At 49.1% G+C, this 13,435-nt stretch carries 12 protein-coding genes; all 12 read left to right on the forward strand.

Translation table 11 applies throughout. From position 1 onward, the window contains the following. Position 1: 1 nt before the first annotated feature. The 12 genes from Q369_RS0110345 (at position 2) to Q369_RS0110405 (ending at position 13,401) form a co-directional block, all read left to right on the forward strand. The gene (locus Q369_RS0110345) at positions 2-1,312 is read left to right on the forward strand and encodes a hypothetical protein (RefSeq protein WP_051664002.1); all 1,311 of its coding nucleotides are present in this window, start codon (positions 2-4) and stop codon (positions 1,310-1,312) included. Positions 1,313-1,349: 37 nt separating this feature from the next. Continuing rightward, entirely contained in the window at positions 1,350-1,901 is a 552-nt protein-coding gene (locus Q369_RS0110350) for a hypothetical protein (RefSeq protein ID WP_157488135.1), read from the forward strand. Further along, complete coding sequence (locus Q369_RS0110355) at positions 1,864-3,039, forward strand: glycosyltransferase (RefSeq protein WP_031527739.1); 1,176 nt, start codon at positions 1,864-1,866, stop codon at positions 3,037-3,039. Before Q369_RS0110350 ends, Q369_RS0110355 begins: the two co-directional genes overlap by 38 nt. A 2-nt stretch (positions 3,040-3,041) precedes the next feature. After that, the gene (locus tag Q369_RS0110360) at positions 3,042-4,241 is read left to right on the forward strand and encodes a glycosyltransferase (protein ID WP_229206793.1); all 1,200 of its coding nucleotides are present in this window, start codon (positions 3,042-3,044) and stop codon (positions 4,239-4,241) included. A gap of 331 nt (positions 4,242-4,572) precedes the next feature. Next, entirely contained in the window at positions 4,573-6,153 is a 1,581-nt protein-coding gene (locus Q369_RS0110365; RefSeq protein ID WP_051664003.1) for a capsule assembly Wzi family protein, read from the forward strand. A 233-nt stretch (positions 6,154-6,386) separates the two neighbouring features. After that, complete coding sequence (locus Q369_RS0110370; RefSeq protein ID WP_084165704.1) at positions 6,387-7,190, forward strand: LytR/AlgR family response regulator transcription factor; 804 nt, start codon at positions 6,387-6,389, stop codon at positions 7,188-7,190. A gap of 19 nt (positions 7,191-7,209) precedes the next feature. Beyond that, positions 7,210-8,496, forward strand: coding sequence for a WcaI family glycosyltransferase (locus Q369_RS0110375; RefSeq protein WP_031527743.1), 1,287 nt, complete (start codon positions 7,210-7,212; stop codon positions 8,494-8,496). 76 nt (positions 8,497-8,572) lie between these two features. After that, positions 8,573-9,556 carry a phytanoyl-CoA dioxygenase family protein gene (locus Q369_RS0110380; RefSeq protein WP_031527744.1) on the forward strand — a complete coding sequence of 328 codons (984 nt, stop codon included), beginning with the start codon at positions 8,573-8,575 and terminating at the stop codon, positions 9,554-9,556. 311 nt (positions 9,557-9,867) lie between these two features. Beyond that, entirely contained in the window at positions 9,868-10,923 is a 1,056-nt protein-coding gene (locus Q369_RS0110390) for a sensor histidine kinase (protein ID WP_031527745.1), read from the forward strand. Continuing rightward, the gene (locus Q369_RS0110395) at positions 10,901-11,686 is read left to right on the forward strand and encodes a LytR/AlgR family response regulator transcription factor (RefSeq protein ID WP_031527746.1); all 786 of its coding nucleotides are present in this window, start codon (positions 10,901-10,903) and stop codon (positions 11,684-11,686) included. Before Q369_RS0110390 ends, Q369_RS0110395 begins: the two co-directional genes overlap by 23 nt. Before the next feature lie 286 nt (positions 11,687-11,972). Next, positions 11,973-12,509 (forward strand): WcaF family extracellular polysaccharide biosynthesis acetyltransferase, encoded by a 537-nt coding sequence (locus Q369_RS0110400; RefSeq protein WP_031527747.1) that lies wholly within the window; start codon positions 11,973-11,975, stop codon positions 12,507-12,509. A gap of 34 nt (positions 12,510-12,543) precedes the next feature. Continuing rightward, on the forward strand, positions 12,544-13,401 hold the full coding sequence (locus tag Q369_RS0110405) for a glycosyltransferase family 2 protein (protein ID WP_035333224.1): 858 nt from the start codon (positions 12,544-12,546) through the stop codon (positions 13,399-13,401). Positions 13,402-13,435 lie beyond the last annotated feature (34 nt).

Below are 13,435 nucleotides of genomic sequence, written 5' to 3' on the forward strand. Positions count from 1 at the left end.
TATGTTAAAAACCTCACCTCAGCCATTTGCATTGGAGAAAAGACTGATATGGATCTATTTCATCCTGATCATTCTCGAAGGAGCATTGCGTAAATGGGTTTTCCCGTCACTATCAACACCGCTCCTGGTAATCAGGGAACCAGTTGCCCTTGCATTGATCCTTACCAGTATCCGGAGCGGCGTTTTTCCGCTCAATCCGTTCCTGTACGGGATTATACTGATCGGGATCGCAGGCTTTTTCGCTGCTATATTCGCCGGACACGGCAGTATGGCGGTTGCGATTTACGGCTGTCGCGTTTTCCTTTTACATTTCCCCGTCATCTTCATTATGGGCGCAATTTTCACCCGTGAGGATGTGATCAAAATGGGGAGAGTTACGCTGGCCATTGCCATTCCGATGGCAATACTGCTGGTTATTCAGTTTTACAGTCCGCAATCGGCCTGGGTCAACAGGGGAGTCGGTGGGGATATGGTAGGTGCGGGATTTTCGGGTGCAATGGGCTACTACCGCCCTCCGGGGACTTTCTCTTTCACGATCGGAACGACATTGTTCTTCGGTTTCGCAGCCTGCTTTGTGTTTTATTTCTGGCTCAATCCGATGTACATTCGGAAGTCCGTGCTCTGGCTTTCCACCGCCGCGCTGATCGTTGCGATCCCCGTTTCAATCAGCAGAGGATTGTTTTTCCAGGTGGGCGTTGTAATGGTTTTCGCGATCGTCGCCAGTGCCACAAGCTTGAAGAACGCTGCTAAGATCCTCTCGTCTCTTTTTATAGTCGCATTGCTGATCGGTGTTCTGAGCCAGACGTCCGTTTTTCAAAACAGTACCGAAGCCTTTACGGCAAGGTTTACCACGGCCAGTGCCACCGAGGGCGGTTTGGAAGGAACATTGGTAGAGCGCTATCTCGGGGGAATGCTCGTAGCTTTCACCGGTTCGCAGGAAATTCCATTCTGGGGTTACGGCGCAGGAATGGGCAGCAATGTGGGCAGCATGCTGCTGACAGGCTCCGTGCAATACCTGGTGGCGGAAGGGGAGTGGGGCAGGATGGCCGGGGAGTTTGGACCAATGCTGGGTTCGCTGATCATTTTTTTGCGACTGGGGTTTGCCTGGAATTTATCTGTCCGTAGCTATCAATCTTTGCGGCGGAAAGACCTTTTGCCCTGGCTGCTCCTGGGATTTACGTTGCTGATGCTGCCGCAGGGGAGCACGGCGCAGCCCACTTCGCTCGGTTTTCTGGTGATGATCGCGGGACTGCTGCTCGCAGCACTGAACCACAAAAAGCCTGTACCCGCCGGCACTGCCGCCGTTCGCTAGTATTCCATCATCAACAAACCAAATCAACCCTTCTCCCATGAAAGACATTATATTCATTCATTCTCATGCCGCTCCGCATCTTGGCAGCTTTTACGCTGCCTTAACAGAACGGGGATTGTGTGTCAAGATGTGGTACTGCACGCCGGGTTACTCCTGGAAGCTGCTCTTCGGAGGCAGTTTTCTGGAACTTGTCAATCCTGGTATAATCATAGCGCTGTTCAGGATACCCAAGTCTTTGATTGTGGTTCAGGATTGGCGGTGCGTGACGCAGTGCATGATCTTGCTGCTGGCCAGAAGCCTGGGCCACGTGGTGTGCATGTGTAACGATATAGCAGAAAGCGCAGGTCGTAAAAAGCCTGGAACAACGCACTTCATCCGCCGCGCGGCACTCCGGTACCTGCTTTTTCCCAGAGTAGATTACTTCCTCTATGCCAGTGAGCACAGCCGCCATTTTTACAAACAACACGGAATTACTGCCAGAAAGCTTGTTTCATCACCCTACCATTCTTTGTTCGACAGACTTGGAAAAATTAAAAAACGCCCTCGCAAATATGAAGATCATCGTATTTACACATCCGCCGTTTCTTGAACATAAAAGCATGCACCGGTACGCCCACATGCTTGGCGAAGGAATGAAGAAACGGGGGCACAACGTAAGTTACTGGACAGCCAGTCCGCTATTCTTCAAAATACCCGTTTCCGTTGGATTAAAAAAGTGGCTCTCTTATGTGGATCAGTACATCGTTTTTCCATTGCAGCTGAGACAGCGCATTCGCAGGAATGAGGAGGATACCTTGTACGTTTTCACCGATCACGCGCTCGGGCCCTGGATACCCGCTGTCGCCGACAAGCCGCACGTGATTCATTGTCACGACTTTATGGCGCAGTTTTCGGCAGAAGGGAAATTCGTGGAAAATGCGGTAAGCTGGTCGGGACGACAGTTTCAGTCGCTTATCCGGAGAGGTTTTAACAAAGGCAGGCATTTTATTTCCATTTCAGAAAAAACACGGAGCGACCTGCATTTTTTTCTCTCTGAAAAAGTGCCGCTTACTTCAAAAATGATCCACAACGGGCTCAATCCGATCTTTAAACCGCACAGCCAGCTCGACGCGCGTATCCGGCTTACAGTACGAACGGGCATTGATATGATGGGCGGATACCTGCTACACGTAGGAGGAAATCAATGGTACAAGAACCGGCCGGGTGTGATTGAAATTTACAATAGCTGGCGCAGGTCAGGCAAACAGTCGCTGCCGCTGGTGCTTTTCGGGAGTAAGCCGGATAAGGCGCTCTCGGATTGTTACGAAAAGTCGCCTTACAAAAAAGACATTCATTTTATCTCAGGAATGCCCGATTGCGTCATTCATCTTGCTTACGCTGGTGCAAGCCTGCTGCTTTTTCCTTCCTATTCCGAAGGTTTCGGCTGGCCGGTTATTGAGGCAATGGGCTCGGGCTGCATAGTGCTGACTACCGACGAGGAAACACTTCGCGTGGTAAGTGCGGATGCTGCTTTCCTGATTCCGGTTCGGCCGCAAACCGCCGGGAAAACTGCGGAATGGGCTGATTTTGCCGCCCATATTGTAAGCCGCATTCTCGCATTCTCGGATTCGGAGCGAATGCAGGTGATCGAGCGCGGCTTTGTCAATGTGAAAAGGTTCGATGCCGAAAGCAAGCTGAACGAAATTGAAGAGATCTACAAAACCATCGTAAACATTCCAACATCGTGAAAATGCTCCATGTTACCGGCAGTATGCAGCCGGCCGTAGGCGGTCCCTGTCAGGGTATCCGCAACCTGATCCCTGAACTGGCTGGTCAGGGCATTTCCAGTGAGGTGGTCTGTGTAGACGACGCGAGCCAGATCAGCTTTCCTGAGGATCCTTTTATGGTGCACGTACTTGGGCCCGGCGTTACGCCCTGGCAATACACTGGCTTATTGCATGGCTGGCTGGAATATAACCTCGAAAGGTTTGATATCGTGATTGTGCACGGCTGCTGGCTGTATCCCGGCTTTGCAACTTATAAAGCCTGGAAAAAACTCATGGAACGCAGCAGCCCGGTGCGAAAGCCGGCACGCCTGTACTTTATGCCGCACGGTATGCTCGACCCTTATTTTCAGGTGGCCACCGGGCGAACATGGAAGGCGCTGCGCAACTGGCTGTACTGGAAGCTGATCGAAAGCAAGCTCATCAACGAAGCCGACGGACTACTGTTTACCTGTCTCGAAGAACTTACCCTCGCGCGCTCCTCATTCAAACCTTATAGGCCCAAAAATGAACTGAATGCTGGTTTTGGTATTCCAGAACCGCCAGCATTCAAAGCATCCATGCGACAAGAACTCGACCAGAAATTTCCCGAGCTGAAAGGGCAGGAGTACTTTCTCTTTCTAAGTCGAATCCACGAAAAAAAGGGGGTAGAGCTGCTGCTGCAGGTATATCTGAGGCTGCTCGAAAGGTACCCGAATTTGCCCCGGCTTGTAGTAGCCGGCCCCGGGATGGAAACTCCTTATGGTGAAAACGCCCGCCATTTCGTCTCCTCGCGCTTGTTGCTTCGAAACCATGTGACATTTACCGGAATGCTGAGCGGAGATCTTAAATGGGCGGCTTTTTACGGCTGTCAGGCTTTTGTACTGCCCAGCCACCAGGAAAACTTCGGCATTGCGATCGTGGAGGCGCTTGCTTGCGGCAAGCCGGTCATTATTTCAAACAAGGTCAATATCTGGCGGGAGATCGCAGGTGCGGAATGCGGCGTGGTGCGTGCAGATACTTACCAGGACACGCTGGCCGGTTGGTCGGAGTTTATAGAAATGACCGCTTCCGAGAAAAAGGCAATGGGGGAGCATGCCGCGGAAACTTACAGGCAGCAATTCTCAGTAGATAACGCCGTGCATCAGCTGATGAGCTGCCTTTTACTTGACAAGGTTGTTCAGTAGCGTTGATGCCGGTTCGCGATCCGGTTAAGCGGCTGCCCGGGTTTGTGCAGGTTTTGCCCGTTACAAAAGCCATTTTGTCCATCTTATCGTTTCCATATTTGAATTAGAATGAGAGTTAGGCATTTTTGATTACAGTATGATTCAGAATAAAATCATCCTTCCTCTGCTTAGGTTACGTCGCCGCATTTTGCACCCTGCAAAACGACTGCGTATATAGCACAACGTTAACACACTGTTTCTTCAATATCTGCCCAACCCACTGCTCAAATAAGTGTTACTCGCGCAAGGTGCGGAGTACACGTCGCTTTCACCCTCCAATCGTCTTCAAGAGATGAGTGTAACCCGTTACAGCAGCAAAAAACCTGATATGCGAAAGCATACGTTCCTGCTTCTCCTGCTTTCCCTGACGGGGCTTTCAGGTTTTGCTCAGCCTCTTGCCGGCTATGATTCCGTGCGGTTATCAGATGTGTGCAATGCCTTCATTGACTTCGAAATACTCGCTTCGTCATCCAAACGTACCCCATTCTGGCAACACACCAACCAATGGAGAACTGTCCCGACGGAGGCTCCGGCGGCCCTGCTTGGAACCGGCCTTGATTTCAGGAAAACGATTTTACGCAACCCCTCAGGAAAGTCTGTGCTGGCTTTTTCAGCAGGTGCGGAACTGGTCGCCGTCGCAAGCCGGAGCCCGGAGATTCTGCTTCCCCAGGCTTATGCAGGAATTGGCTTCAAAGGCCTGGAACTGACTGTGGGCCGGTGGAAACAATACGTGGGTTTGAGCGACTATTCGCTTGGGACTGGATCGTACATCTGGGCTGGCAATGCGCTGCCCATTCCCAAGATCCAGATCGGCTTCCAGAACTACACAGCAGTTCCATTTACACGACAATTTCTGTCTTTTAAGGGTTTTTATTCTGATGGGATTTTTGAAAATACGCGTGCTGTAACTACTAACCTTAAACTGCACAACAAGAGCTTCTACCTGCGGATAGGGCAGCCAAAAAGTGTCGTTAAGCTGCATGGAGGATTTAATCACGCTGTTCAATGGGGCGGCAAATCACCTTATCACACCGAAAATGGCCAGATGCCGCGGGGCTTCAAGAACTATCTCAATGCGGTAACCGGTTTGAAGCCGCACGGCCGGTTGGCCAATGCATCCGCATTTGATAATGGAAACCGCGTGGGTAATCACGTGGCCAGCGTGGATGTGGCGGCAGAGCTCGACCTGAGGAAAGTCCATGTTTTCCTCTACCGGCAGAACCTCGTTGAAGACGGATCTTTATTTTACCTCAATAACATCAAAGACGGGCTTAATGGAATCAGTCTGAGCCTGAAAGGGCAAGAGCGGGGCGGTTTCGTGCTGCGCAGGATAGTAGGAGAATTTCTTTACACCAAAAGTCAGGGAGGCGACAAAATGGAGCCTGGCAGCCACATTCGCGGGAATGACGATTACTTCAACAATGGGCAGGTAAGAGACGGCTGGTCTTACCACGGTCGCGCACTCGGCACACCTTTCATCACGCCTGGCTCTGACAATGCCTGGCCGGCTTACGCTGACTTTTTTACCAACAATAACCGCGTCTGGGTAGCGCATTTAGGATTGCAGGGAAGCGCAGGCGGTTTTCTGTGGAGCTCGAAGCTGTCTTACTCAGACAACGAGGGGAGCTATGCAGCGCCATTCTCCGGACAGGTCAAACAGTTTTCAGGTTTGCTTTCCGTACAAAAGGAGGTCAGCTGGTTTGGGAGCAGTTTGTTAAAAGCGTCGGTTTGTGCCGACAATGGAAAGCTATTCAGGAACGCACTTGGTGTTCAGCTGGGCATCCGGAAAAGCGGCCTGATCAGGAAGCGGAATTTGCCTTCGCAAACAGCTCCGGGAAACAGCGGGAGCAGCTTGCTGACAGCCAGGATATAGATTTTACTCAATGGTTCTTTATACACCTTTCCTTTCACAATGGGCTGCCTCCGGCAATGAAGGTGCCTTGTTTTCCACACGTCGCACTGCGATCTAAGGATTATTAAAACCACAGGTTACCGCCGGTTTTCCGGAAGCTGTTTTGGACAAATGAGTTCAGGACAGCTTCCGGAAGGAGAGTCCGTCAGCTACCATCATTACACGAATCAATCAAACTTTCCACCTCCATAACAATGGTCAACGTTCTACTCATCTCATCACAACCAAAATCAACAGACGTATTCATCCACATGATCGAGCAGTCGGACGGTAACTTCCGCGTGTGCGACACTGCCGGCACCGTCAGGCAAGCCCGCAACTGGCTTTCGGAAAACAAAGTGCCGGACCTTATCATTTGCGACGTAGAGCTTGAAGACGGCCTTGGCTTCCAGATTTTCGCCGACCTCGACATTACTCCGCCGGTAATCTATTGCGCTAAGAGCCACCAGTATGCGATTGAAGCTTTTGCCAACAATGGAATCGATTACCTGCTGCAGCCGTTCGGCGAGGAAAATGTCAGGAAAAGCCTCTCTAAATTTTCCAAGTTCAAGGAGTTCCTTTCGTTTCAGCAAGTCAGTGAAACACCTGCCGAAAGCCGGCTTTATATCCCGCAAAACACCTACAAGAGCTTCCTGCTGTCGTACTACAAGGACAAGATTATCCCGGTGAGCCTTGAACAGGCTGAGTACCTGTATTACAACAACTGCGGTGTGACCATTCACACGGCAGACGCCAAATACGAGACGCGGGATACGCTCAATAATATCATCGTTGCCCTGAACCCCAATGTGTTCTTCCGCGCCAACCGGCAGTTTATCATTCACCGGAAGACAGTCAAAAGTATCCGGCAGTATTTCGGAAGGAAGCTGCTGGTCGACACCACGATAGCCACACCTGAGCCGGTGATTATCAGCAAAGCCAATGCGTCCGAGTTTCTCCGGTGGGTGGAGGGAATCCAGCACAATGCCTTGCCAGTGCAATCCAGACGATTCGCGTAAACCATTCACTATTTATAACATGAGAATACTTATATACGGGATCAACTACGATCCCGAGCTGACCGGTATTGGCAAATACACGAGTCAGATGGCGGAGTGGCTGGCGGGCAGCAATCACGAAGTGAGCATGATTACCGGAATGCCTTATTATCCGGAATGGAAAGTAAATGAAGCTTATAGGGGAAAATTATGGCACACCGAGCGAAAAGCAGGCGTGCGCATTTACCGCTCGCCGCTCTATGTGCCGGAGAAGATCAATACATCCAAAAGGATTTTGCATGAGTTCTCATTCCTGCTCGGTTTGCTGCCGATCTGGCTTTTTACATTATGTCAGAAGAAGTACGATATCGTGATGTACGTGTCGCCGCCTTTTCACCTGGGAATGTGGCCTTACCTGTATGCCAAACTAAGAGGGGCTAAGTTCGTGACGCACGTGCAGGATCTGCAGGTGGACGCGGCCAAAGATCTGGGTATGATCAGGAGCGAAGGTCTGCTGAAATGGATGTTCCGCATTGAAAATTTCATCCTGAAAAGCAGTGACGCTGTTTCCACGATCAGTCCGGGTATGTTGAAGAAGATCGAGAAGAAAGGCATATCGGGCGCCAAGATTTCGGTGATATTCAATTCGGTAGATACTAACAGCATTTTCCCTTTGCTCAAAGAGCAGTCGCTGGCCAGGGAATTTGAACTTGGGCTGGACGATAAGGTAATCTTGTACTCTGGTAATATTGGTGAAAAGCAGGGGTTGGAATACATGATAGAGGCTTCCAAGAGGTTCCGGCACCGGCCTGATGTGAAGTTCGTGATCGTCGGATCGGGTGCATTCAAGGAAAAGCTGCTTGCATTATCTCGCCAGGAGGAATGCGACAATGTTCTCTTCTTTCCATTGCAGCCTTATGAAAAGCTGTCGGAACTGATGGCGCTGGCCGATGTGCATCTCGTCTTGCAGAAACAACAGGCTTCTGACCTGCTGATGCCTTCCAAGCTTTCGACGATACTGGCAGCTGGCGGATGCCCGATTGTTTCCGCGGTTCCTGAAACTTCATTGTATGAGATTATCGAAGCAAACCGGCTCGGGATCGTCGTCAAACCCGAGTGTGTCGATGCGCTCTGCGAGGGAATAGAAACCGCACTGACTTCTGATCTGAAAATGTTCAAGCTGAATGCGCGGCGCTTTGCCGAAAACTACCTGCGCACCGAAGCAATCATGGATAAATTTGAACACAATCTGATTAAAATTGTTCGACCAGCTATGTCGATGCAATCCGAATTGGTGAATGAAAATAATTTAGAAGTTTCAAATTAGTTGTTAGTTAAAACAGCTCTTTTTGTAGTTGAGAAAAAAGACTTGAATGCGCGAAAATTATTCTTCAAATCTCTATATGAATTCACAATTATTTACCCCTGAATTCGAATCGGTGAATGCAAAGGAAATTGCCGGCGAGCTCAAAAACGGGAGTGGTTATTATGTGTGCCGGGAAGCATTGAAACCAGAGGTGATGAATAAATTAATGCAGGAGCTTCCGGAATTTGACTGTCTTGTCAATAACAATCATCTTGGATTTGTAAAAGCTTACAACAGTAATTATCTCGGACATACATTAGCGGTTTCCAGGCAATGTTATGATATTGTTACATCAGAAAAGCTCCGTGCTGTATGCCGGAGCTTTTTTGATAAACCCTACAAACTTTGTAATCAGCGCATTTATCAGACACACACTGCATCGCATTTACCCTGGCACACAGATAATAATCTGCAATCAGGAAATCAGTTTGACGGGAAGCACGATATGCCGGGGTTGATGTTCATGGTTTACTTGTCCGATGTGCATGAAATGAATCCCTTTCAATTAATTCCATATTCCCACCAGTGGTCGCAGCAAAACAGAGATCAATTTTTCCAGGAAAGCTTTATTGATAAGAATTATGGAAAAGATATGGTGACGGTCCGTGCGCCGAAGGGTACCCTCATCATTTGTACCACTAACACAGTTCACCGCGCCGAACCGTTTCATAAGCAAGGATTTAAGCGATTGACGTTATTGTTCCAGGTCGATGAGGTATCTGCTGATCATGCAGGACACGGAGAGCGGCTGCTGGTCAATCCCGCTTTCGTTACCGACAGAAATCCGGAGATTCTCGATTATCTTGGTTTTGGCGTACAATCCGATTATCCCGCGTTTCCTGAAACTTCCGTAGCTACAATGCTGGTGAAAGATATCGTTTCCTTGCAGCGGGCAATTCTGCCAAAAACAATAAAAAGCCTGATGATATCATTAATTAAAAAGGTGCTTCCCGGTGCTGTCGCAAATACCATTCGAATGAACCTGGCAAAAAGAAGAAACATAAAAATGAAAACTATATAGAAATTTTCATCAAATTGGACTTAACTTGTTGTACATAGTCCGATAATTTCCACACTTTTTTATGGAGCGGCTATTGTTTCCAGTGAATTTGCCGCTAGCTCAGAAAAATATCCGGTGGCGAGGTTTTGGCATGAATCTTATGAATCGCGCGAAAAAAATGGAGGAGCTGTTTTGGATAAGTTAAGCTTCTATATACATCCGCATTTTTATTCGAGAGTCAGAAATTTGGAGGAAAGTCTTTTTGGGGGATAAATGTAAAATCCCCTTGTTTTTACAGGTTGCTATTCCCGTAAAAACCACAATTAATCCGTATGGATATCAGGAAAAGATTGCAGGGCGTCGTGCGGTTCTGGCACGTTTTGAAAAATGATTATCAATTGGGTTACGGGATTTGTTTATCCCTTGTCATTTCCCTGCTGGCATTCTCCGGAAGGCTGGTGCATTTGCCCGCAGGCAGTACCGCCGATCTGATGGGGTCCGAACTGGCAATAATGCTTTTGTGTGTCGGAACCTGGACCGGCGCGCGCCACTTCCTGCTTGCTTCCGGAATCTGGCATAAGCTATTTACCGTCGTGGCTGGTGTTACCCTGAGCGGCGTTTTCTCCGCCTCTTTCACCTTCCTTTTTGAAGATTACCCGCGGGCCAGTGAAATGGAAGAAGTACAGAAAGTCAACCTATCCATGTACAGAGGCATTTTTATCAGTGTTGTCGGGTATTCCGTTGCGCTTTACGCCAACAGGATTATCAAGGAGCATGACCTGAAACTGGAACATCAGCTCCGGGAAAACCTCTGGATCAATCTGCACCATTTGACCAAGGAAGTGGACCCGCATTTCCTGTACAATGCGCTCTCCGTGCTGAATTCAGGCTTGCAGGAAACCTGGGCGAAAGAGTTTATACATAAGCTCAGCGCCTTTTACCGGCACATGATCAGTTACAGCAACAACCTGAACCCGGTAAGCGTGCAGAGCGAAATGGAGTTCACAAGGGCCTATATTCTCATTCTGAATGAACGGTTCTCCCATTCATTGCAGCTCTCTGAGTCTATCAGCGAGGCGGGTGCAAAACGCTTTGTGCCACGTTGTGCGATCCAGCTGCTGGTTGAAAACGCGGTCAAGCACAATATGATATCAGGCGATCAGCCGGTTGATATTCAGGTATTTGATGAAGCAAATATGCTGGTCGTGAAAAACAGTAAGTCCATTAACAAAACATTAGCGCGTGACGGGCAGGCACAGGGGCTTGGGCTGAGGAACATCTACCTCAGGTACAGCCTGCTGACGAGTAATCCCGTCGTAATCCAGGAAAACGAAAAACACTTCATAGTTAAAATCCCTCTACTAAATGACCAGTATACTACTTATTGAGGACGAAGTAGAAATAGCCTCAGACTTGAAAAAAATGATCGAGCACTTCGGGAATGGTTTCACGGTGTGCGGAGTGCTTAGTTCGGTGCAGGAAGCGAAAAGATGGCTGACAAGCAACAAATCGCCACATCTGATTCTCTGCGACATTCAGCTTTCGGATGGATTGAGCTTTTCAATCTTTGAACACCTGTCGATTAAGTGCCCGGTTATATTCTGTACAGGGCATAATGATCATGCGATGGAAGCTTTCGAGAACAATGGGATCGACTACCTGCTGAAACCCATTGATGTGTTCAGCCTCCACAAAAGCCTGGAAAAGTTCAAGCGGTTCCGCGACTTCCTGAGTGAGGATTTTTCCAGGGACATTTCGACTCTCAAACGCGCGATGATCGCCCGTAACACATTCAGGAGCTCGGTACTTGTTTATGTGAAGGACCAGATCATTCCTATTAACCTCGATAATATCGATTTTATCTACTACAACAACTACCAGGTGTCCGTATATGCCGGCTCCATGCGGTATGAAACGCGCGACACACTCAACAATATCCTTGATACGCTGAACCCCAGGGACTTTTTCAGAGCTAACAGGCAGTTTATTGTACACAGAAAAGCGGTGATCAGTATTCAGCAATACTTTGGCCGCAAGCTGCTGGTTGGCGTTACCTGTACTACTCCTGAACCTCTTATTGTCAGTAAAGCGAATGCAAGCGACTTCCTCAAATGGATAGAGGGGCGGCATGTTGCGCAGCTGGACAATTAGAATATACCGGCTCTGCCCGCTCAAAAGCCTGATTTGTCCCTTTCGCCAATTGCCTGTTGGCGCTTCATTACAGTCCTTGCATTTTTGTAGAAACCTGCATGCCTGCCGTGTACATCTTGTGTGACACGGCAGGCTTCCGGTAATAATCACAACTTTTTGCGAGGGTAGAATTTAGCAATTTTTACGATAGAATAATTTTAACGTATATACCTATATGTTAGAAATTCCATGTGGTCGAGTTTTGGAGTTTCATCAAACTATTTCCTAGTGTATTTGTCTGAAAAATATGGTTAATGTAGATACCCACACCGGCCCGTCGTTTTCACTTGGTAACCGGTTAGCCAGGTTGGGCTGGTCAGCTGCGGGTATATTTTTCAAATGGTCGCCCAAGCCGCTGCATTCCTGGCGTTCCTTTATGCTCCGCTGCTTTGGCGCGAAAGTAGGTCGCGGGGTACATATTTACCCGCGGGTTAAAATCTGGGCTCCCTGGAACCTGGTGCTCGAAGATGAATGCGGCGTGGCCAATGGAGTGATCCTGTATAGTCAGGAAAAAATTACGATCGGGCGGCGGGCTGTCATTTCGCAGGGGACGCATGTTTGCACCGGTACCCACGACTACGAGCAAAAAGGTTTTCCATTGATTACCAAACCGATCTATATCGGCGATCAGGTGTGGATTGCGGCTGATGCATTCATTCACCCCGGCGTGCGTATCGGCGAAGGCTGCGTCATCGGGGCACGGTCAGTGGTCAGCAAGGATATGCCCGAATGGACGATTTGTTCGGGTCACCCCTGCAAACCTGTGAAGCCGCGGCTTGTTTAAAAGATCACCACCTCATCCAAAAACCACTCTGACTATGGCCCTCGACCTGACTATCGTAATTCCCGTCCGGAACGAAGAAAGGAACCTCGCCGGCTGCCTGCGGGCGATCGGCAAGAATTTCGTGCAGAAAATCGTTGTAATCGATTCCATGAGCACAGACCGTACCCGGGAGATCGCAGCAGATTTTGGCGCCGACGTCATTGTTTTCGAATGGAACGGACAATTTCCTAAAAAGCGCAACTGGTTTTTAAGATACCATACCCCGGCTACGAAGTGGGTGATGTTCCTGGATGCGGACGAATACCTGACCGAAGCCTTCAAATCCGAGCTGGTGCGGGCAATGTCCCAGCCGGGCGACCTTGTGGGATACTGGCTCAAATACTCCATTTACTTTTTAGGAAAAGAGCTGAAAGGCGGGTACCCGCTCCGAAAGCTCGCCTTATTCAGGGTTGGATGCGGCGAATATGAGCGAATCGAGGAGAATCAATGGAGTCACCTCGACATGGAAATTCACGAACACCCGGTATTGAATGGAAGGGTGGGGGTGATCGACAGCAAAATAGATCATCAGGATTTTCGCGGTGTTGCGCATTATGTCGACAAGCACAATGCTTATGCCAGCTGGGAAGCCGCACGCTTTTTGAAATTATCATCTGAAACCGTTGCACTCAAACATTTTACCTGGAAACAGCGGCTGAAATACAGGTTCTTCGCCACCCCGCTCATCGGTCCGGCTTTTTTCTTCGGCAGCTTCATACTCATGGGCGGATTTCGCGATGGGGCCCGGGGGTTTACATTCGCAATCCTGAAAACAGCTTATTTTGTTCAGGTTTATTGTAAAATCCGGGAGCATTCAGCGACCCGCAGCGAAATGCAGCCAGTCGAGATCTGATGCCGCACCTAAGCAGGTCACATTCGCCTGGCCT

The organism is Dyadobacter crusticola DSM 16708 (assembly GCF_000701505.1).
Taxonomy (GTDB): domain Bacteria; phylum Bacteroidota; class Bacteroidia; order Cytophagales; family Spirosomataceae; genus Dyadobacter; species Dyadobacter crusticola.